The following is a 21,750-nucleotide window of genomic DNA, read 5'->3' on the forward strand; positions in this document are numbered from 1 at the left end:
TAAACTCACTCTCCTTTAATCATATTCTACTGTCAAATTGCACTTTAATCAAATGATTTAACTTTAATGATACGTTCTAAATACAAATATAAAATTAGTGAAATGACACTTAGACAAATAGATAATACTCCAATTTCTACAACATGGGAAGCAATAAACTTATAATAAGGAAATTGCATTTTTACGTAATCAATATAATCGTTCACTAACACCCAAATGAAAGAGACGATAAAGCCTATTGTCGTAATATTAAAACGAGGATAAAAGTAAAAGGCTTGAAGTGCCATGATACCGTGAGATAACAATAGCATAAGTCCATTTATAGTTATATCACCGTCAATGATAAACATAATGATATTCATAATAACCGCCCACACGCCATATTTAACTAATGTGACAAAAGCGAGTGCTTGGATGATAGATGAAGATCGATTAAGTAAAAGCAAACCAATCGCAATTGATAAAAATAATGAAGCGGTTGGACTATCAGGCACAAACGGTAAAAAATATGTTGGAGTGATATAGAGTTGTCCACTATACCAATCGTAACCATAAATTGTCCCTAATATATTGCAAATCAATAAAAAAATTAAAAATGGACGATTGTACAACGAAATTTCCCAATATTGTTTAATTGTCATCATCAGAGTCTCCGTTATCACTATTCATTTGTTTCGTCTTTAGAACGTTCAGAATTTGAGTAAGCTGATAAAATCGTTCTTGTTCTTTCATTTGAAGACTTAAATCGATATTATCTTGTAGTCGCTCAATTAATGTTGCCTGTTTACGTTCATTTATCGAAATGGCATATAAATCTTGTACATATGATGAATAATTAGGTGAATGAATTAATTGTGCTAATATCAGATCATCTAAGCGACTTTCACGTTGTTGCTTATTTGAAAATTGCAATTGAATATCAAATGAAATTTCATTATTAGCTATCAATTCAAATATTTCATTCGTATTTACAAGTTGTAGTTGTTCACCATTAAATTGAATTGCAGAAGCATGTGATTCTACTTCTGCAATTTGTAAAGTTTGATGATGCGTGATACCTTCATCAACAAAGTGAATATATTGTAGTTTTTTAGGACTAGCTTTTAAATAATTTAATACCCAAACTGAGATACGAGATTTAAATTCATAATGAAATAAAAGATACTCGATAAAGCTTTGTTTCATTTTAGTTAGGGAGTTATTCATTCATTAATCACCCTTTTAAGACTGTAAGCGCATTGCTTCATCGTGCCATGTTTCATTGCTTGGATCCATTTCTAATAATTGATCTAGTATTGATTTAGCTGTATCTTTTTGACCGATTTCTAATAAATAGAAATAGTAGTCGCTTAAAAATTCAGATTGTGATTTAAGTGTAGGATAAGCCAATTCGAAGAAATGCTGTGCTTCTTTATCTCGTTCTTCTTGTCCATATGCATAGGCTAAATGCCACATAAATACAGGATCTAGGTCTTCTTCATCTACATAAGTTAATAATTCAATGATTGCTTCGTAATCCTCTTCACTTCTATACAAATCACTTAAAATAAGTAATGGTTCATGGTAAGCATTATCTACTTCTAATGCTTGTTTTAATAAAGTAACACCTTCATTAGCATCGCCATGTTCAATTTCAAGACTGCCTGTTGATACCATTAATTCCTTATAAAATTGACTCAGTCGCAATCCTTCTTTACCAATTTCAATCGCATCTGGATAATTTTTTTCATTTTCGTATAAAGATTGTAAGTAGAAGTAGCCTTGTAAGAAATCAGGGTCTTTAGATAATAATGATTTCATAATCTTAATAGCTTCTTGTGTTATATCATTTTTTTCATATGCTATTGCCTTTTTGAAATAGTCTTCTGAATTCATTTCAGTTTCATTAATTTCATCATATAATCGAATCGCATCGCTGTAATTACCACTCTGTAAACTACAATCTGCTTGTCTTGAGAACAGATTGATACCATTGACTTCGTATTCACCAGTTTCGAGAACTGTTTCATATTCAGTAGTTGCACGTAGGTATTGTCCATCAAAATAAAGTAATTCTGCTAAAGCAAAATGTAAAATAGGATCGTTTGGTTCTAGCTGGATGGCTGACTGTATCTTGTCGATTGCGACTTCGAGCATGTTTATTTGTTGATATAAGTCTGCTTCAAGCATTAATTTTTCAGTAGATACTTCAACTTGACTTAAATATTCTAACGCTTCATCAGTTTGATTCTCTGACATTAATCCTTCAATAAAGTAGATGAGTAGTTCGCTTTCGTCAGGATATCTATGATATAACGTTCTGAAAACTTCTAAACCTTGAGGTGTTAAGCCGAAATTATATAGCGTTTCACCTAATATGAATAGTGCGTCATCGTTATTAGAACTAAGCGCTTCATTCACACGTGTATCTAAATTTGTTAATTTTTGTAAATTGATATCGTCTATTAATTTGTAGATATCTTCCATTACTATTATCCCTCATTTTCTAAAAGCTTTAATTTTGGTAAGAAGCCTGGAAATGAAACATTGACTGCATCAAATTGTTCAATCGTTAAAGGTTCTGAGCTTAGTAACGATGCGATAGCTAACATCATACCGATACGGTGATCGGTTTGACTATCTACAGTCACACTTGTTTTAAATTCTGACGGATGAATAATAAGGCCATCATTTGTAGGTTGTAATTCGAAACCTAATTGATTTAACATGTCTGCTGTTGTATCGATACGATTGGTTTCTTTAACCTTCAACTCTTCAGCATCTTTAATAACGCTTGTACCAGATGCTTGTGTACATAATAATGCAATCACTGGCAACTCATCTATGGCTCTTGGTACGAGTTCTCCATGAATTTGTATTGGCTTTAAATTAGGTGTGTATTGAACTCTAATAGACGCAGTTGGCTCAGCTTCTTTAGTCACATTAGATAATTCAATACGACCACCCATTTGTTGAACGATATCTATGATACCGGAACGTGTTGGGTTAATGCCAACATTATGAATTGTAACATCACTTCCAGGTGTTATTAAGGCTGCAACGATGAAAAAGGCTGCTGAAGAAATATCACCAGGTACATAGAAGTCATGTGGTTTGATATGTTTTACTGCTAAAGGCTCTGTGACAATCGTTTTACCATTTACAATAATAGGAATATTAAAATGATTAAACATTGTCTCTGTGTGGTTACGACTCACATCAATTTCAGTAATACTCGATGATTCATTTGAAAAAATGCTTGCGAATAAAATAGCACTTTTCACTTGAGCACTCGCTACTTCCATTGTATAAGTCATTCCTTTAATGTCAGAAGGCTTAATAATGAGTGGTGTATAGTTACCCTCTACACCACAAATATTGGCATTCATTTTCAATAAAGGATTGAGCACTCTATCCATGGGTCTTTTACCAATAGATACATCTCCAGATAGAACACTTTCGATACCAATACCGCTCAGTAGACCGGCTAATAAGCGTGTGGTAGTTCCTGAATTACCTGTATAGAGTACTTGGTGCGGTGTTTTAAAATGTTGGTAGCCAGGTGAATCGACGATTAATCTATCTTCTTCTTCAGTAATTGAAACACCTAAAAGTCTAAAAATATTCATTGTTCTTTTACAATCTTCACCGAGTAAAGGTTTGTGAATTTGTGTTTGACCAGTAGCTAATGATGCGAGCATAATTGCTCGATGTGTCATTGATTTATCACCAGGTACTTCTATTTCGCCTTTTAAAGGCCCATTAATTTGAATTGTTTCTGCAGTCGACATCATTTATTCACCTACTTAATTTTAGATTGGAGTTCTTTAAATGCAGCTAAATGTGTAGATTGATCAACGTGTTGAACGACTGCATTACCTAAAGATTTTAATAATACCATCTGAATACCATCATGATTATTCTTTTTATCTAATAGCATAAATTGATAAATATCATCGAAATGAAGTTCTTTAATGATTTGGATTGGATATGCTAAAGCATCTAAATAATTTAAGTAATGATCAATATCGTAGTTTGTTTTTAATAAATGATTTGCCACTATAAACTGATACACAATTCCAATCATAACTGCATGTCCATGTGGAATTTTATATTTATACTCTATTGCATGTCCAAAGGTATGTCCTAAATTTAAAAATTTACGAACACCTTGCTCTTTTTCATCATTAATTACAATATTAAGCTTTGTTTCAATCCCTTTATAAATAAAAGTTTCCATATCATTTAATGAGGCTAAAGCATCTTTATTTGAAAAATGTTGTTCTATCTTCCTAGTATCTGCTTCACCATTGAGTAAAGCATGTTTATAAACTTCCGCATAACCACTAAGTACTTCACTATAAGGTAAGGTTGTTAAAAAGTCTAAATCATATAAAACGGCACTAGGACGATAAAAGGCACCTATCAGATTTTTACCATGTTGAGAATTAATACCTACCTTACCTCCGATACTTGAATCGTGTGCTAATATAGTTGTAGGTACTTGTATAAATGCAACGCCTCTTAATAAGCTTGATGCAACGAATCCTGCAAAATCTCCTGTTGCTCCACCACCAATAGCTACAATTGATGTATTACGCGTAATTTGATGACTGAGTATGGATTCAATGATGTCATGGAAATGTGCAAATGTTTTTGTTTGTTCACCTGATGGTATGATTATTTTAGTAGCATGATTGGCTTGAATCAATTGGTCTAACTTGTTTTTAAATAATTGATATACAGTATCATCGATGATAAAAAATGATTGATCATATGATTGGTTGATTTCATTTAATAGATTGATTGCGCCATGTTCTACAATTATAGGATAGTTGTTGTTTGCGTATGTTGTGTTTAACTTCATATTTAATCACCTGAATTATACGAATTAGAATTCGATATTTAATTGTCTACGTTCTGCTATTTGTGCTTTAAGTTGGTCGATATGATTAGCTTGAAATTCTTCTAATAATGCTTTAGCAAGTTCGAATGCAACGACATGTTCACAAACAACACTTGCTGCAGGTACAGCACAACTATCAGATCTTTCAATAGTCGCTTTGAAATCTTCTTTGGTATTGATATCTACAGAGTTTAAAGGTTTATATAAAGTTGGTATTGGCTTCATCACACCATTGACAATAATTGGCATTCCATTAGACATACCACCTTCAAAACCACCTAAATGATTGGATGCTCTATAGTATCCTTTGGTTTCGTTATACATAATTTCATCTTGAATTTCACTGCCTGGTTTCTCAGCAGCTTTAAATCCTTCACCGAAACTTACACCTTTAAATGCATTGATACTTACAACGCCTTGAGCAATACGGCCATCTAATTTTCTATCATAGTGGACATAACTACCGATACCTACAGGCATATTTTCAGCCATAACTTGAACGACACCACCGATTGAGTCGCCTTCTTTTTTGGCTTGATCTATTTTATCTCTCATTTGTTGTGCGATATCTTCATTAATGACACGAACATCATTTTTATCAACATTAGATTTAAATGTTTCAACGTCATATAGCCCTTCGTCTTTAATACCACCAATTTCTACCACACGACTATAGATATGGATATCTAATTGTTCTAATAATATTTTAGAGACGGCGCCGACAGCTACACGAGCAGCTGTTTCTCTAGCTGATGAACGTTCTAAAACATTACGCAGATCACGATGGTTGTACTTCATACCACCAATCAAGTCTGCATGACCTGGTCTAGGTTTAGTAATTGTACGTTTCATATTTTCTCTTTCTTCATCACTAATTGGCGCAGCACCCATAATTTTTCTCCAATGTGTAAAGTCATCGTTTGTAACAACAAGTGTGATGGGACTACCTAGGGTATAACCATTTCTTACACCTGAAACAATTTCAATTGCATCTTTTTCAATCTGCATGCGACGTCCTCTGCCGTATCCACCTTGTCTCTTAAACATCTCTTTATTAATATCTTCAGCTTTAATTTCTAAATTAGCTGGGACACCTTCAATAATTACTGTTAGTTGTGGGCCATGTGATTCACCGGAAGTTAAATATCTCATCAAAGCACACTCCTTTCCATTGAGTTCGTTTATAAATTATTATATTGGTTTAATCATATCATAATCAATAAATCAATATAAGTTTAGCAAACGATCGCTATATTTATTGATTTTAAAATATTTAAATTTCCATAAATATGATTGATTAATAGATTTAATCATTATAGAGTTTTAGCGTAAAAAAGTCGAAGAAATAAAAAAAGTGATGTGTCATAGACACATCACTTTGGATAAAATGAATAACGTTTTATGTTTGATATTATTCGTACAACCAAGCGTCTCTAGGAGATTCGTAACTACTGATTTCTTCTTCTTTGAACCATAAGTTAATTTCTCTTTCTGCTGATTCAACAGAGTCAGAACCGTGGATGATATTTCTACCAACTGTTAAACCTAAATCTCCTCTAATTGAACCAGGAGCAGCCTCAGATGGATTTGTGCTTCCGATAATGTGACGAGATACTGCAACAGCATCTTCACCTTCAACAACCATTGCAAATACTGGTGCTGAAGTAATGAAAGAGATTAAATTATTGTAGAAAGGTTTTCCTTCATGCTCACCATAATGTTTTTCTGCCAATTCTTGTGGTACTTGCATTAACTTACCACCTACAAGTTTTAATCCTTTGTTTTCAATTCGAGAAATAATTTCTCCAATTAAATTTCTTTGTACTGCATCTGGTTTAATCATTAAAAATGTACGTTCCACCTGCGTAGTCCCCCTGTAATTTAATGTAACAAGTTTCTAGTGTATGTATAAGTTGACTTGTCCGGCTATTAATAACCTAGCTAACTATTATCATACCAATAATTTAAAGCGCTTTCAAGTTGATTTACATGCTTTACACGTTTCGAGAGCCCATTTTTTTAATTAACTTTTTAAATAATTGACGTGCTTGATTGTCTTCTAATTCATCAATTAAATTTAATGCTTTTTCTAAGTATTTTTCACTTATATCTTTAGATACTTGAATATTATTAGATTGACGAATGATATTGATACACGCTTCGAACTGTTCTTTATTACTATTTGGATGTAGTTCTTCAATCATTTGTCTAAATGCTGAATTATCTCTCATTTCAAGTAATACTGGTAAAGTGATATGTCCATTCATTAAATCACTACCAACAGGTTTACCTAGTTTCTTTTCAGTGCTCGTAAAATCGAGTATATCATCAACAATTTGGAAACTCATTCCAATGTAATGACCAATCATTTTTAACTTGTGAATCGTTTTAATATCAGAGCCAGCTGTGATTGCACCCACCTCGGTAGCAAGTTGAATTAAAAGTGCAGTTTTACGGTTGATTCGTCGTAAATAGTTGGTCATTGTTTGTTGGCTATTGAATTGATCTTGGAATTGAAATAGCTCTCCTCGACAGACATCTACAATAGATTCTGATAAAATTTCATGAACACGTTTGTCTTTAATCTCTGATAAATGTTGTAGACCTAATGCTAGTAAAAAATTGCCTGTAATAATAGCTGTAGTTTGATCCCATTTTTTAGATATAGTTAAACGGCCTCTACGTTTATCACTTTTATCTATGACATCATCATGAACTAATGTTGCCATATGAATAAGTTCTAATGCGACGGCTACTTTGTATGTATCTTCAGAAACGCCTTCTTCTTTACCGAATTGGCTACTAAGTATAACAAAAGCGGGTCTTACACGTTTCCCCCCTGAAGATAGTAAATGAAAAGCAGCCTCTTCAAGTACTTTATCTTGACTATGGATAGCTTGTTCAAGACGCTTTTCAACTTTTTTTATTTCATTGTTCATGTTTAACTTTGCCACGTTAATCACCTTTGGTCTGATCATTTTTGTTTATAGCCAAGGTGCATTGCAGCAACGCCACCTGTGAAGCTACGTACTTTAATATTACTAAATCCTGCTTGTTCAAATAGTCGTTTTAATTTTTCTTTACCTGGGAAGTCAAAGGTTGATTGTTGTAACCATTCGTATTCTTCTTTAGATTTTGCGAATAACTTACCAAATATAGGCATTACAAATTTGAAATATAAACGATAAACTTGTTTGAATACTGGTAAAGTTGGTTGGCTAGTCTCTAAACAGACAATCATGCCACCTGGTTTTAGCACACGTTCCATCTCTTTGAGTGCACCTAAGTAGTCAGGTACATTTCTCAAACCGAACCCTATTGTCACATAATCAAATGATGCATCATCAAAAGGTAAATTCATTGCATCACCATGGACTAAATGAATGTTGTCCATATGAGCGGTCTTTTCTTTCCCAACTTCTAACATGTTTTCACTAAAATCTAATCCAGTCACCTCTCCTTGAGGTCCTACTGCTTTACTTAATGCGATTGTCCAATCGGCAGTACCACAACATACATCTAAAGCTGTACTACCTTTCTTTACTGCCATTTCTTTCATAACACGCTTTCTCCAAACTTTGTGTTGTTCGAAGCTAATGATATTATTCAATCTATCGTATTTTTTTGATATGTTTTGGAAAACTGTATGAACTTGTTCTTTTTTAGCATTATTTTCAGCCATCTTAATTACCTCTTCTTTTTTCTAGCGTTTGTTTGATGTCTTTCATTATTTGGTTAATACGTTCTTTATTATAGTTTTTTAAATATGATGGATAGTAATCATGTACATCATCATATAAAAATTCATATATACGATTAGCATTTTCTTCATCGCAAAAATGTGACAGCGTAATATATGGGAATAAAGTTTCAACTTTAAATATGGCGTTACTAGCTTCATCATCAGTTAAAACATGTTGATGAAGTGATGATTTCAACTCACTTACTTCAACAATAGCTTTACTCATTGCAAGCTGATATGTTGGATCATTGATTTCAGCTAGAATAGTATAGAAATGTGCACTAAGTAGATCACCAACTAAAATTGAATGTTTTGATAACCCACTGTTAGATATATCATCTAAATGTTTCATTGAAGTGTCGATTGTGAGGCAAGCTAACTTAGCTTTTTCTGGTAAATCATATGAATCTAATAAATCCCCCAACTTCTCGTTGATTTGGATCGATTCATAATCAACAATACCCTTAAGTCTTTGATTGATATCTATATTTAATTTACTGACAGTAGTTTCCATGTTCACACCTCACGATATTATCACTATTTATATTAACATTATATATCAAAAAATTAAATGTTAGAGTACCTTCTTCTTACAAAGAAAGAAGTTAGGTACTCTAATGAAAAAGCAAAGGCTTTTGTAAACCGCAAAGAACCTTCTTCTTACAAAGAAAGAAGTTAGGTACTCTTATGCAAAAGCGAAGGCTTTTGAAAACCGTAAAAAGGCCTTCTTCTTACAAAGAAAGAAGTTAGGTACTCTTATGCAAAAGCGAAGGCTTTTGAAAACCGTAAAAAGGCCTTCTTCTTACAAAGAAAGAAGTTAGGTACTCTTATGCAAAAGCAAAGGCTTTGTAATATTAATGATAGTTATAGCATTAAGATGCCATTATATGTATAAAATTTAATCGTATGTATTGTGCTATCTATCTTCCATCCAAAAATTTAATAGTTTTAATTAACTGGCTTATATATTCGAAATTCATTATAAAAACAAAAAAGCCCCAGAAGGGCTTTTTTAAGTAAAATTATTTTACTGCATCTTTTAATGCTTTACCAGCTTTGAATGCTGGGACTTTACTTGCAGGAATATCAATTTCTTTACCTGTTTGAGGGTTACGGCCTTTACGAGCAGCACGCTCACGTACTTCAAAATTACCGAAACCGATTAATTGTACCTTTTCACCTTTAGCAAGTGAGTTTTGGATAGATTCGAATACAGCGTCAACTGCTGAACCAGCTTCTTTTTTAGTTAAATCAGCTTGCTCTGCTACTGCATTGATTAAATCAGTTTTATTCATTATGAATTCACCTCCTGAGGTTTGATAATGATATCTTTATATCATTATGGTATGACTTTAACACACTGATTACTGTCATCGCAACGATTTATATATTAAAAATGTTGAAATAAAGCGAATAGAATTAATTTTTTTGAAAATCTCATAAAATAAGTGTTATATTACACTAATTATTCAGATTTTTTGTCACGACCCATTAATTCTTTAATACTTTCTTTAACGGGTACATCTTCAAATAACACCTTATATAACTCAGTTGTTATTGGCATTTCTACGTTAACTTCTTGTGCTAAATAATATACTGATTTTGTTGTGTAAATACCTTCAACTACCATTTTCATTTCTTCAAGTGCTTCATCAGTCGTTTTACCTTGGCCTAATTTATATCCTAAAGTAAAGTTACGTGAATGTGTTGATGTACATGTGACGATTAAATCGCCAATGCCACCTAAGCCAAGGAATGTCATTGGATCTGCACCTAATTTTTCACCTAAGCGACTAATTTCGGCTAAGCCTCTTGTCATAAGTGCTGCTTTTGCATTATCACCAAAGCCCATTCCTGCTACTATACCACTGGCTACGGCAATGATATTTTTTAAAGCGCCACCGAGTTCAACGCCTACAAGATCATTGTTAGTATATACGCGTAAATAGTCATTCATAAATAAATCTTGTATTAATTGACTTACTTTTTCATCTTTTGAAGAGGCAGCAACAGTTGTAGGTTGTTTGATGACCACTTCTTCTGCATGGCTTGGACCTGATAATACACCAATACCTGCATTGTGTTCTGGAGAAATAGAATCTTCTAACATCTCAGAAACGCGCTTAAAAGTACCATTTTCAATACCTTTTGCTACATGTATAAATGTCTTTTTAGAAGTTAATAAATCATCAATTTGTGTTGCTACTTCTCTCATTGCTTTTGTAGGTAAAGCCATTAAATAGATATCAGCAAAGGCAACTCCTTCACTTAAATCAGTTGTAGCTTTGATAGATGGCTCAAGCTTTGCTTCTTTTAAATAGTTTTTATTCATATGATGTGTATTTAATTCTTCAACGTTTTCACTATTTTTACCCCACATTAATACGTCATGTCCGTTTTGTGCTAATACATTTGCTAAAGCAGTACCAAAACTTCCCATACCAAAAACTGATATTTTAGTCATATTAATATTCCCCTCCGTTTATTAGTTTCTTTTTCTTGGAATGATATGAACAGGTGTACCTTCAAATCCAAATGCATGTCTGATTTGATTTTCTAAGTAACGTTTATAAGAGAAATGCATTAATTCAACATCATTTACAAATACTACGAATGTAGGTGGTTCGATAGCCACTTGTGTTGAATAAAAGACATTTAATCTTCTACCTTTATCTGTAGGAGTTGGATTCATAGAAATAGCATCAGTAATGACTTCATTTAAAGTTGAACTTTGAACACGTTTTTTGTGATTTTCACTTGCTTCTTTAATATATGGGAATAATGTTTTAAGTCTTAATTGTTCTTTAGCAGAAACAAAAGCAATTTGTGCGTAATCTAAGAATTGAAATTCTTTTCTAACATCTTCAGTGAATTTCTTCATTGTTTTGCTATCTTTTTCAACGGTATCCCATTTATTTACTACGATAACAATCGCTTTACCTTCTTCGTGTGCATATCCTGCAACACGTTTGTCTTGCTCGATAATACCTTGTTCTGCATCGATAACAACTAAAACGACATTTGAACGTTCAATCGCTTTTAATGCTCTAAGTACTGAATATTTTTCAGTTGATTCATAGACTTTACCTTTTTTACGCATACCAGCTGTATCGATTAATACGTAATCTTGACCATCAAATGAATATTCTGTATCTACTGCATCTCTAGTAGTGCCTGCTACATTTGATACGATTACACGTTCTTCTCCTAAAATAGCATTAACCAAACTAGATTTACCAACGTTTGGTCGTCCTATTATAGATAATCGAATTGTGTCATCATCATATGGATCTTCTTCCTCTTCGCCGAAGTTTTCGACAACAGCATCTAATAAATCACCTAAACCTAGACCATGTGATCCAGAAATAGGATAAGGTTCTCCAAAGCCTAATGAATAAAAATCATAAATATCATTTCGCATTTCAACGTTATCAACTTTGTTTACTGCAAGGACTACAGGTTTTTTACTTTTATAAAGCATTTGAGCAACCATTTCATCACTTTGCGTCAATCCTTCTCTAACATTGACCATAAATACAATGACGTCTGCTTCTTCAATCGCAATTTCAGCTTGTGCTCTTATTTGTGTTTGGAATGGTGCATCTCCGATTTCAATACCACCTGTGTCAATAATATTGAATTCATGCGTTAACCATTCACCTGATGAATAGATTCGGTCTCTGGTTACACCAGGTGTGTCTTCCACGATGGATACACGTTCGCCGACTACTCTATTAAAAATTGTAGATTTACCTACGTTAGGCTTTCCTACAATTGCTACTATAGGTTTAGTCATTTGTTAACTTCCTCTCTTTCTTAATCTCTATAATTTTATCACATGCAAGCACCGATTCAAAATACGATTATAATAAACAATGTAATATATGGAGTTGAATGAGTTATTCGTAAAAAAACACTCCAATTAAAGTTTAACCTCTAATTGGAGTGTTCATTCTTAGCATAATTAATTATTAAAATTTAAGATCTTTAAATTTATCACCGAAGACATCACCTAAAGTAGGATTATCTTCATCAGCGTCATTGTTTAAGTAAGATTGTGTTGTAGAAGCATCACTTTCAACAACATCTTCATTAGGTAATGTTGCTTTAATTGATAAAGAAACACGTTCGTTTTCTTCATCAATACCTAAGATTTTAACACTTACTTGTTGACCAGGCTCTAGTACCTCACCAGGTGTACCGATGTGTTTGTGGTCAATTTCAGAGATGTGAACTAATCCTTGAACGCCAGGAGCAATTTCAACAAATGCACCGAAGTTTGCTAATCTTACAACTGTACCTTCGATAACATCATTTTCATGGAATTGACCTTTAATTTGAGCGAATGGTGTTGGTAACGTATCTTTGATTGATAATGAAATACGTTCAGTATCTTTTTCTACTGATTTAACTTTAACATTGACTTTATCTCCAACAGAAACGACTTCTTCAGGAGTTTGTACGTGTTGATGTGATAATTCAGAAACGTGAACTAAACCGTCTACACCACCAATATCAACAAATGCACCAAAGTTTGTTAAACGTGCTACTTTACCTTCAATCACATCGCCAGCGTTAAGTGAATCTAATAGTGAAGCTTTTTTAACTTCGTTTTCAGCTTGTTCAACTGCTTTACGGCTTAAAATAACACGATTATTTTCAGGGTCTAACTCTTCTACTTTAATTTTAATAGTTTGACCTTCGAAATCAGAGAAGTCTTCGATAAAGTCTGTAGAAATGAGAGATGCTGGAACGAAACCACGTTGTCCAACGTCTACTACTAATCCACCTTTAACAACTTCTGTTACTTTTGCCTCAATCACTTCATTGTTATCAAGTTTTTCTTGTAAATAATCATAAGATTGTTCAGTTTCAAGTTGTCTTTTTGATAAAATATAAGCGCCTGAATCATTTTCTTCATCAAATTCTATTTTCGTTACGTAGGCTTCGATTTCGTCGCCTTCTTTAACTACTTCATTAGGTTTTTCAATATGATGTGTGGATAATTGGCTAATAGGGATTATACCATTGTATTTTCCACCATTAATATGCACAACAACTTGTTTATCTTCAACTTGTTGCACCTCTCCAGTGACTTTGTCACCTTCTTTAATATCATTAATCATTGATTCATTGAATTCTTCAGTCATCTTGTCTGCCTCCTTATACACTACATAATTATAACATCTTACAAACTGACAGAATTGTCAAGAAATTCCCCTTTTACACTTTAAGAAAAAGATTGTTATTTATAAAAGTTGAGCTTTAAAGTGCTTTAGGTTTCAATTTTTATTCAACATTAAGAGGTAAAGATGCATATTTATAGTATATATGATTATTATTTCAGTTTGAAATAACTCAAGTTCATTATAAATCACAATAAAAGCTATATAAACGTTTATGCTTAAGTCGTTTATATAGCTTCTTAATTGATTATTTAATTTGGTTAACCATGTCTAAGATTTCATTCGTAACTGTTTCAATTGATTTGCCTGTCGTATCCAATGTGATAGCGTCGTCTGCTTTTCTTAGAGGTGAAATTTCTCTGTTCATGTCATATTGATCACGTTGCTCAATCTCCACTTTAAGTTGTTCTAAATTAGATTCAATACCGCGAAGTTCATTTTCTTTTTGACGTCGTTCTGCACGTTCTTCAACAGACGCAATCATATAAACTTTAAGTTCAGCATTTGGGAGTACAACGGTACCAATATCTCTACCATCCATAACAATACCTTTTTGAGCTGCTAAATCTTTTTGTTTTTTTACTGCAAATGATCTTACAGGTTCTTTAGAGGCAACATATGAAACATTATTCGTAACATCATTTTCTCTTAAGTAATCAGTGACATCTTCGTTATCTAGTATTACACGTTGTCCCTTAGTTTCGTCATAAGTTAATTCTAATGTTGTATCTTTGATTAATGCTTCGAAGTCTTCAGTTTGATTAGTACGTAAATATTTATATGTGATTGCTCTATACATCGCACCAGTATCTACATAAATCATTGATAGTTGGCTAGCAACCTGTTTAGCAATTGTACTTTTACCTGCAGCTGCAGGGCCATCTAAAGCAATATTAATTAAACTCATTATCGAAATACCTACCTTGTTGTTTGATGAATAATATTTTATCATAAATATGTATTTTATTAATAGGAGGAAAACTATGAAACGTCTACTTGTTATACATACCGGTGGCACTATTAGTATGTCACAGGATAGTTCAAATCGAGTTATTACTAATAAAGAAAATCCAATTTCTCAACATCAGGATATCATCAAACAATATGCACAAGTAGATGAAATACATCCTATGAATGTCCCTTCTCCTCATATGTCCATTCAACATGTTAAAGAACTAAGGGATATTATCATTAATGCAAATCTTAATAATGAAAGTGTTTATGATGGTTTTGTAATTACACATGGTACAGATACCCTAGAAGAAACAGCTTATTTGTTAGATTTGTTATTAGATATAGACGAACCAGTAGTGATTACTGGTGCTATGCGTTCATCAAATGAAATTGGTTCAGATGGATTATACAATTTTATTTCAGCTATAAGAGTGGCTTCATCTAATAATTCATATCATATGGGTGTCATGGTTGTCTTTAATGACGAAATTCATACAGCGCGAAATGTAACCAAAACACATACCTCTAATACAAATACCTTTCAAAGTCCGAATCATGGTCCATTAGGTGTATTAACTAAAGATAATGTGCAATATCACCATCATCCATTACATCATACTAGTTATAAAATGATTAATCCAAAGTTAAATGTACCATTAGTAAAATCATATATGGATATGCAGAGTGACTTGTTGCATTTCTATGCCGAGAGCGATATTGATGGTTTAATTATAGAAGCTATGGGACAAGGTAATTTACCACCTACTTGTTTAGAAGGTTTATATGCTTGTGTTGATAAACAAATTCCGATTGTCATCGTATCTCGGTCATTTAACGGTATTGTCAGTCCTGTTTATGCATATGAAGGTGGCGGATATCAACTTGCTGAAAAAGGATTAATCTTTTCAAATGGATTAAATGGTCCTAAAGCAAGATTAAAATTACTTGTAAGTTTAAGTAATGAATTAAATCGTGAACAAATCAAACAATATTTTGAAGAATAAACTATAAATTAAATAGGCGTAGAAGGTATCAACAATTTACCTTCTACGCCATAATTATTATGATTCAAGTGGTGTTTGCTTTTTAGTAAGAATGCTTTGAGTAATTAAACCACCATGATATTTACCATTTTCAATAAAGATGGTATTCGCATCATTACCTGCAGCAATAACACCAGCGATGTAACAATTTTCTACATTGGTTTCGTATGTTTCACGATTATAAACTGGTGCAGTACCATATTCATTTGTATTAATTTCAATACCGATTGATTCTAAAAATTCATAATTAGGATGATAACCAATCATAGCAAAAACATAATCATTTGGAATTGTAATCGTCTTTCCATCTTTTTCATATGTAACGTTTTCTTCAGTGATTTGCGTTACATTGGCATTAAATTCCATCGTGATTTTTTCGTGATTAACTAATGATTCAAAATTTGGTAGAATCCATGGTTTAATGGCTTTTGGATAGTGATCTCCACGATAGATCACTGTCACATTTGCTCCAGCTTTTTCTAATTCTAAAGCGGCATCTACAGCTGAGTTTTTACCACCTATCACGACAACATTTTGGTCAAAGTATGGATGTGCTTCTTTGAAGTAATGGAATACTTTTGACAATTCAGCACCTTCAACTTCTAATGTATTATGCTGTCCGTAATAACCTGTCGCAACTGTTAAAAACTTACATTCATATACATCTTTAGTTGTTGTGATTGTAAAACGATTATTCATCTTTTTGACAGTTAAAACTTCTTCAAATGCATGGATATTTAATTGATGATGTTTAACGACTTCTCGATAATATACAAGAGCTTGATTTCGACGTGGTTTACTTTCTTCCACGATAAATGGAATATCTCCAATTGATAATTTATCGCTAGATGAGAAGAAAGTTTGATGTGTAGGATAATTATAGATAGATTCCACAACATTACCTTTTTCAATCACTAATGTTTCAATACCTTTTTTCTTTTGTTCGATGGCTGCACTTAAGCCACAAGGTCCTCCACCAATGATGATACTTTCTATTTTTTGCATGTAAAACGGCCTCCTTTAATCACCAAATTATTATATCAGTTATATCCTATTTTCGCGAAGTCCTTGTTTTAGAAAAGTTTAAATTATTTATGACTTTTTTTGGGGATTTGCTTTGATTTGAATAAAATCTAATAAAAAAACTGTAAGTAATGCGTTAACATTACTTACAGTTAATTTGATTGTCGAATATTACCTATGGAATCACTAATGTTTGTCCATTATGGATATTATTACCATTTAATCCATTAGCTTTTCTGATTTTTTCAACATTAGCAGGTGAACCACTGCCGTAATATTGAATGGCAATTCTGTATAGGTTTTCTTTACCGTTTACGGTATGTGTTTGCTTACCTTGTTGGTTACTATTGCTGTTTTGGCTATTACTGCCTTGTTGGCCATTTTGTTGTGAGTTTTGACCTTGACCATTTTGGCTATTTGAGCCATTTTGACTTTGGCTATTAGATGCTTGTGAGTTAGCACCATTAGTATTATCACTAGCACTATTTTTATCTGAATTTGATGCGTCAGATGAATCAGATTCATCACTAGTTGTTGCTTTATCTTTATCAGAGTCTTTTGATTTATCTTTATCTTTTGAACTGTCTTTATCTTTTGAGCTGTCTTTATCTTTTGAACTGTTTTTATCTTTGCTAGTATCGTTGTTTTTCTTGCCATCTTTACTATCTTCATTAGCTATTTTGTTATCATCATTACCACTATTACTATGATTATTTAAGGCCATACCTGCGAAAATAGCGATTGCACCTAAAATTAATACTGCAGCTATAATTGGTAAGATGATTTTCATAAAGCCGCCTTTTTTCTTACCATCATGATTGTCTCGATGATTATTATTATCATCATGTTGGTTAGCTTCTTTTTTATCATGATGGTGTTTAGCACCCGCAGCACCAGCAACACCTGCAGCGCCTGCACCTACTGCAGCAGCTTTCTTACCTTTATTAGACTTATGCTTATCTTTATTATCATGCTTGTCATGGTCATCATGTTTGTGGTCATCTTTGATATCTTTATCGTTATGATGGCTCTCTTTTTTATCATGATGATTTTTCGCTAAACCAGCGGCGCCTGCAGCACCAGCAACGCCTGCACCAGCTGCGGCAGCTTTTTTACCTTTACCAGATTTCTCATCATCTGATTGATGTTTATCTTTCACATCTTTGTCGTTATGTTTATCATCACGATGATTTTGATTACGGTCATTCTTCAATTCATTGTCGTCAGTATGATCGTCTTTCTTATCATGATGATGTTTTGCTAAACCAGCAGCACCTGCAGCACCAGCAACACCTGCACCAGTTGCAGCAGCTTTTTTACCTTTTCCTGAATCGTGGTGTTCTTCATCATGATGCCCTTTTTTAAGTTCGTCTTGGCGATCTTTAGATGAATCTTGACGATGTTCATCTTTAGTATAGTCATCATGACGGTCGCGATCTTTTTGATGGTCACTTACACGATTCTCTTGACGATGATTGTCATCCTGCTTATGATCACTTGTCATTTTTTTACCGACTGCAGCTCCACCTACAGCAGCGCCACCTGCTAGAGCAGCATCTTTACCGTGTCCGTCTTTCTTGTCATGACGATCATCATGTTGCAAATCGTCACTTTTACGACTACGATTTAATGGTTCATCTTGTTTAAAATCTTGTTCAGACTCACGAGTCGAATAATCTTCAGGACGATGATCTTGTTTGTGATCTTTATTTACATCATTGTGATTGGATGCATCATAATTTTTGTTATCTCCATTATGTAATGATGTATCATCATGTCTATCATCTAATGAACCATCTTGGCTAGCTTTTGTACGCGAATCTGCCTGACGGTTATTATTTGTCGCTATATCTCGTCGACGTTTTCTTCTCTGTGCATTTCTTGGTGGGAATTGTTGATTTGCTTTGTCTTCAGTTCTGTCTACTGCATTATCTTCTTGTTCTTCATGTGAAGATGTCTGCTCATTATGATCTTCTGGGTCTATCGCTTGACGATTTTTTTCAAAATCATCTTTGAAGTTATTATTAGACACAATCATCATCCTCTCTGTTTAATTTTATAATGATACATAAACTATACCCATAAATTAAATGATTATGTATAGTAATCAAGAATTTTTAGGTATTAAGATTTTTGTTCATAAGTTAATTATAGCTTGAATAAAGAGTTAAGCAAAATAAAATCTATAGTTCAAATAAATTTTGAAGTTTTTCACTATATGATAGCTTACGTTTAACTTTCTTACGATTAATGACTTTCATACTTGGTAATTCAGTATCATTGTCACAACAGACATCTGGCAGTTTAGGATGTTCATTGAAAAATTCCAACAAATATTTACGGCGACATTGGTCAAGTTGTGTGTAGCCTAACATACGACTATAACCTAACTTTTTGCGTCGAAATGATTGATCAAATATACGTTGCATTTGATTAATTGTATATTGATTATAAAGTATTGTTAAAATGGATTCTTTTTCAGGAGGAATAAATTGTCCTAATTCAAATGAATGAATATCTTCAGATGTAATTCTATCGGCAAATAATATGGTTTCTAAAATATAAGCGTCGTCGGGTTGGAATAAACTAATAGCTTGGCTAGCTTCTCCGTCTCTCCCCGCTCTACCAATCTCTTGTAGATAATTAGAAGGACTTGATGACAAATGAAAATGAATCACTGTGCGTATGTCTTTTTTATTTATGCCCATACCAAATGCACTTGTTGCAACTATGATTGGAATATCATTGTTTAAAAATTGTTGTTGTACTGTCTGTCTTTCTTGATAACTCAAATCACCATGATATATCCCTGTTAAAAAACCTGAGTCATAAATAAGTTGCGCTAATGTTAAACATAATTTTTTTGAAGATACATATATAATAGTGGGCCCAGTTTCATTAAGTTGTGGTAACAACCAATCTATTTTTTCTTCGTCAGAGCCAAAGTTAAGATGTTTCAATGAAATATTTATACGATTCATACTTGTTTTAATGGTATTGAAAGTAACATTAAGCATTTCATTTAAATCGCTTTCTAAATGTGGTGGTGCCGTAGCTGTTAATGCTAGAATTGTAGCTGATTTAAAGGATGTAGTTATTTTTCCAATTAAAGCATAATGTGGTCTGAAATCATAGCCCCATTCAGACAAACAATGTGCTTCATCAAGAACTATTAAACCAAAATCTATATTGGCAATAAGTTTAAAGTTTTGAGGTTGTAATATAAATTCCGGACTTAAATAGATAAATTTACTCTGACGAATGTTACTTAGGTTTTGTCGTTTTTCCGTATTGTCCATACCTGAATGAATACAACAAACTGCGTGTTCACCATTTAATTTCATTTGCATGACCTGATCGTCCATGAGAGAAATTAATGGTGAAATAACAAGTGTTGGCTTTTCTAATATATAAGTAGGTAATTGATAACAAAGGCTTTTGCCACTACCCGTTGGTAAAATACCTAGCGTATGCTTTTGGTCTAATACACTGGAAATGATGTCCTCTTGGCCAGGTTTGAAGGAATCAAATCCAAACCAATCTTTAAGTTTCTGTTGAAGCAACTAAGTCTCCCCTTTCAATACCAACAATCATCAATTTAATTTGAAAATAAGTTAATGTATCAAATTGCTGCTTATACTCACGTAATTTTATTCCAATATGACCTTTATAATAATCGATAAAGGGTTGAATGCTTTTGATGTCTAAATATGTATCATAATCATTGATATAACCTTTGATAAATAACTCTAAAAGATGATCTTCAATCGTATTTAATTTAACATTTTGAATTGTTGAGATGTCGTGTATCGAGTGTCCTTGTTCTAATTGATGTAAGGTTAATTTCGTTTTATTGAGCAATGTTGGTCGTATAATCGTTTGATTTAATATAGGGTGCTTTTGTATATCTTCAATTTCAAACATGACATCGACCAATTGGTTCATTTCTATTTCAAATAATTCTTGTTGAGACTTCGATTCTATTAAACTGACTTGTTGTCTAGTATACATCGCCTCATCATAGCCTTGTAAATAATAGTGTAAATACACATGTTCATGTTTGCTAGCGATGTCTTCAAATAATTGTTCTATTTCTGTGATGAATTTTGATTCTAAATCATTAACTTTAATGTGTTGATAAATATGTTTAACACGTTGTTGAATATATGTTTGTTGCGTTATAGGAACGAATCTAAAATCGTTGTGTATGCTTTGTGATACCGTTTGAATGAGCAATTGGATACAGTTGAATGTATTAATAAGACTATCATATGTACATCTTGGATGCGTTTTGATATTTACTTTTGGTTCCTCATCATTCAATTCATTTAAATATCGCTCAAAAGACGGATATTTTAATCTCGGTAAACTATGATATAATGACAAAAGTTGTTGACTACTTGCGTCAAAAAAAGTTTGATGGGATTTTTTTCCTGTTAAAATATTATAAATACTTTTATTTGTTTTGTAGTTGAATGCGTGTTGATACGCATGATTGATAATTTGATACAAGATAAACCCTCACTCTATAAAACGAATATATTGAAAATGATACTATCGATGTCTACAATAGTAGTATTGTTATTACTAGTGTAGCATTTTTTTCAAAGGAGGCGAATGAAATTGGCTAAATATACAATCGTTGATATGGATACTTGTATAGCATGCGGTGCATGTGGTGCAGCAGCTCCAGATATCTATGATTATGACGACGAAGGTATTGCTTTCGTAATCCTTGATGATAACCAAGGTACTGCAGAGGTGCCAGAAGAGTTATATGAAGATATGGAAGATGCACTAGAAGGTTGTCCAACAGATTCAATCAAAATTGAAGACGAACCATTTGATGGTGACGCACTTAAATTTGAATAATATATTATATTAAAAGCGCCCTTGCACATCATGTGTAAGGGCGCT

General features: G+C 32.9%; 21 protein-coding genes. 2 read left to right on the forward strand and 19 right to left on the reverse strand.

The features are described from left to right. Window positions 1–44 precede the first annotated feature (44 nt). The 15 genes from ACJQQZ_RS04450 to cmk form a co-directional block, all read right to left on the reverse strand. Window positions 45–641 carry a DUF1405 domain-containing protein gene (locus ACJQQZ_RS04450; protein ID WP_124228289.1) on the reverse strand — a complete coding sequence of 199 codons (597 nt, stop codon included), beginning with the start codon at window positions 639–641 and terminating at the stop codon, window positions 45–47. Then, window positions 631–1,206: a YpiB family protein gene (locus ACJQQZ_RS04455; RefSeq protein WP_124224724.1), complete on the reverse strand. Its 576-nt coding sequence runs from the start codon at window positions 1,204–1,206 to the stop codon at window positions 631–633. The genes ACJQQZ_RS04450 and ACJQQZ_RS04455 overlap by 11 nt, the downstream gene beginning before the upstream one ends. Window positions 1,207–1,221: 15 nt before the next feature. After that, window positions 1,222–2,466, reverse strand: coding sequence for a tetratricopeptide repeat protein (locus ACJQQZ_RS04460; protein WP_124228288.1), 1,245 nt, complete (start codon window positions 2,464–2,466; stop codon window positions 1,222–1,224). Between the two features lie 5 nt (window positions 2,467–2,471). Beyond that, window positions 2,472–3,770, reverse strand: a complete 1,299-nt coding sequence (aroA, locus tag ACJQQZ_RS04465; protein WP_124224722.1) for a 3-phosphoshikimate 1-carboxyvinyltransferase — start codon at window positions 3,768–3,770, stop codon at window positions 2,472–2,474. A gap of 11 nt (window positions 3,771–3,781) precedes the next feature. Continuing rightward, window positions 3,782–4,846 (reverse strand): 3-dehydroquinate synthase, encoded by a 1,065-nt coding sequence (aroB, locus tag ACJQQZ_RS04470; protein ID WP_002451139.1) that lies wholly within the window; start codon window positions 4,844–4,846, stop codon window positions 3,782–3,784. A gap of 24 nt (window positions 4,847–4,870) precedes the next feature. Then, window positions 4,871–6,037 carry a chorismate synthase gene (gene aroC / locus ACJQQZ_RS04475; RefSeq protein ID WP_037552078.1) on the reverse strand — a complete coding sequence of 389 codons (1,167 nt, stop codon included), beginning with the start codon at window positions 6,035–6,037 and terminating at the stop codon, window positions 4,871–4,873. A gap of 259 nt (window positions 6,038–6,296) precedes the next feature. Next, window positions 6,297–6,746, reverse strand: a complete 450-nt coding sequence (gene ndk / locus ACJQQZ_RS04480; protein WP_002451137.1) for a nucleoside-diphosphate kinase — start codon at window positions 6,744–6,746, stop codon at window positions 6,297–6,299. Between the two features lie 133 nt (window positions 6,747–6,879). Continuing rightward, entirely contained in the window at window positions 6,880–7,839 is a 960-nt protein-coding gene (locus ACJQQZ_RS04485) for a polyprenyl synthetase family protein (protein ID WP_049425243.1), read from the reverse strand. 20 nt (window positions 7,840–7,859) lie between these two features. Further along, window positions 7,860–8,567 carry a demethylmenaquinone methyltransferase gene (locus ACJQQZ_RS04490; protein WP_002451135.1) on the reverse strand — a complete coding sequence of 236 codons (708 nt, stop codon included), beginning with the start codon at window positions 8,565–8,567 and terminating at the stop codon, window positions 7,860–7,862. 1 nt (window position 8,568) lies between these two features. Continuing rightward, complete coding sequence (locus ACJQQZ_RS04495) at window positions 8,569–9,141, reverse strand: hypothetical protein (RefSeq protein WP_002451134.1); 573 nt, start codon at window positions 9,139–9,141, stop codon at window positions 8,569–8,571. Window positions 9,142–9,649: 508 nt separating this feature from the next. Next, complete coding sequence (locus tag ACJQQZ_RS04500) at window positions 9,650–9,922, reverse strand: HU family DNA-binding protein (protein WP_001043863.1); 273 nt, start codon at window positions 9,920–9,922, stop codon at window positions 9,650–9,652. Window positions 9,923–10,092: 170 nt separating this feature from the next. Then, entirely contained in the window at window positions 10,093–11,091 is a 999-nt protein-coding gene (locus tag ACJQQZ_RS04505) for an NAD(P)H-dependent glycerol-3-phosphate dehydrogenase (protein WP_408023082.1), read from the reverse strand. A 21-nt stretch (window positions 11,092–11,112) separates the two neighbouring features. After that, on the reverse strand, window positions 11,113–12,423 hold the full coding sequence (gene der, locus ACJQQZ_RS04510; protein WP_049424537.1) for a ribosome biogenesis GTPase Der: 1,311 nt from the start codon (window positions 12,421–12,423) through the stop codon (window positions 11,113–11,115). Window positions 12,424–12,598: 175 nt separating this feature from the next. Beyond that, window positions 12,599–13,777, reverse strand: a complete 1,179-nt coding sequence (rpsA, locus tag ACJQQZ_RS04515) for a 30S ribosomal protein S1 (protein ID WP_408023083.1) — start codon at window positions 13,775–13,777, stop codon at window positions 12,599–12,601. Between the two features lie 283 nt (window positions 13,778–14,060). After that, on the reverse strand, window positions 14,061–14,720 hold the full coding sequence (gene cmk, locus ACJQQZ_RS04520) for a (d)CMP kinase (protein WP_002451130.1): 660 nt from the start codon (window positions 14,718–14,720) through the stop codon (window positions 14,061–14,063). Window positions 14,721–14,796: 76 nt separating this feature from the next. On the opposite strand from cmk, the gene ACJQQZ_RS04525 reads away from it, so the two are divergent. Further along, the gene (locus ACJQQZ_RS04525) at window positions 14,797–15,771 is read left to right on the forward strand and encodes an asparaginase (protein ID WP_049424542.1); all 975 of its coding nucleotides are present in this window, start codon (window positions 14,797–14,799) and stop codon (window positions 15,769–15,771) included. 57 nt (window positions 15,772–15,828) lie between these two features. On the opposite strand, the gene ypdA is transcribed toward ACJQQZ_RS04525, so the two are convergent. The 4 genes from ypdA to ACJQQZ_RS04545 form a co-directional block, all read right to left on the reverse strand. Further along, complete coding sequence (ypdA, locus tag ACJQQZ_RS04530) at window positions 15,829–16,815, reverse strand: bacillithiol disulfide reductase YpdA (protein WP_002451128.1); 987 nt, start codon at window positions 16,813–16,815, stop codon at window positions 15,829–15,831. A gap of 193 nt (window positions 16,816–17,008) precedes the next feature. Further along, on the reverse strand, window positions 17,009–18,865 hold the full coding sequence (gene ebpS / locus ACJQQZ_RS04535; RefSeq protein WP_145505290.1) for an elastin-binding protein EbpS: 1,857 nt from the start codon (window positions 18,863–18,865) through the stop codon (window positions 17,009–17,011). 151 nt (window positions 18,866–19,016) lie between these two features. Beyond that, complete coding sequence (locus ACJQQZ_RS04540; RefSeq protein ID WP_049424548.1) at window positions 19,017–20,396, reverse strand: RecQ family ATP-dependent DNA helicase; 1,380 nt, start codon at window positions 20,394–20,396, stop codon at window positions 19,017–19,019. Further along, on the reverse strand, window positions 20,377–21,345 hold the full coding sequence (locus ACJQQZ_RS04545) for a YpbB family protein (RefSeq protein ID WP_075777844.1): 969 nt from the start codon (window positions 21,343–21,345) through the stop codon (window positions 20,377–20,379). The genes ACJQQZ_RS04540 and ACJQQZ_RS04545 overlap by 20 nt, the downstream gene beginning before the upstream one ends. A 111-nt stretch (window positions 21,346–21,456) precedes the next feature. On the opposite strand from ACJQQZ_RS04545, the gene ACJQQZ_RS04550 reads away from it, so the two are divergent. After that, window positions 21,457–21,705, forward strand: coding sequence for a ferredoxin (locus ACJQQZ_RS04550; RefSeq protein WP_002433578.1), 249 nt, complete (start codon window positions 21,457–21,459; stop codon window positions 21,703–21,705). The last annotated feature ends 45 nt before the right edge of the window (window positions 21,706–21,750 follow it).

The sequence above is a fragment of the Staphylococcus sp. KUGN1 genome (assembly GCF_045984185.1).
Taxonomy (GTDB): Bacteria; Bacillota; Bacilli; order Staphylococcales; family Staphylococcaceae; genus Staphylococcus; species Staphylococcus warneri_A.

Coding starts and splice junctions, on each gene's coding strand:
- ACJQQZ_RS04460 (WP_124228288.1), bottom strand. CDS start 2,466: ATGGAAGATATCTACAAATTAATAGACGATATCAATTTACAAAAATTA.
- cmk (WP_002451130.1), bottom strand. CDS start 14,720: ATGAGTTTAATTAATATTGCTTTAGATGGCCCTGCAGCTGCAGGTAAA.
- aroB (WP_002451139.1), bottom strand. CDS start 4,846: ATGAAGTTAAACACAACATACGCAAACAACAACTATCCTATAATTGTA.
- ACJQQZ_RS04505 (WP_408023082.1), bottom strand. CDS start 11,091: ATGACTAAAATATCAGTTTTTGGTATGGGAAGTTTTGGTACTGCTTTA.
- ypdA (WP_002451128.1), bottom strand. CDS start 16,815: ATGCAAAAAATAGAAAGTATCATCATTGGTGGAGGACCTTGTGGCTTA.
- ACJQQZ_RS04495 (WP_002451134.1), bottom strand. CDS start 9,141: ATGGAAACTACTGTCAGTAAATTAAATATAGATATCAATCAAAGACTT.
- ACJQQZ_RS04450 (WP_124228289.1), bottom strand. CDS start 641: ATGACAATTAAACAATATTGGGAAATTTCGTTGTACAATCGTCCATTT.
- ACJQQZ_RS04500 (WP_001043863.1), bottom strand. CDS start 9,922: ATGAATAAAACTGATTTAATCAATGCAGTAGCAGAGCAAGCTGATTTA.
- aroC (WP_037552078.1), bottom strand. CDS start 6,037: ATGAGATATTTAACTTCCGGTGAATCACATGGCCCACAACTAACAGTA.
- ACJQQZ_RS04490 (WP_002451135.1), bottom strand. CDS start 8,567: ATGGCTGAAAATAATGCTAAAAAAGAACAAGTTCATACAGTTTTCCAA.
- ACJQQZ_RS04525 (WP_049424542.1), top strand. CDS start 14,797: ATGAAACGTCTACTTGTTATACATACCGGTGGCACTATTAGTATGTCA.
- aroA (WP_124224722.1), bottom strand. CDS start 3,770: ATGTCGACTGCAGAAACAATTCAAATTAATGGGCCTTTAAAAGGCGAA.
- ACJQQZ_RS04455 (WP_124224724.1), bottom strand. CDS start 1,206: ATGAATAACTCCCTAACTAAAATGAAACAAAGCTTTATCGAGTATCTT.
- der (WP_049424537.1), bottom strand. CDS start 12,423: ATGACTAAACCTATAGTAGCAATTGTAGGAAAGCCTAACGTAGGTAAA.
- rpsA (WP_408023083.1), bottom strand. CDS start 13,777: ATGACTGAAGAATTCAATGAATCAATGATTAATGATATTAAAGAAGGT.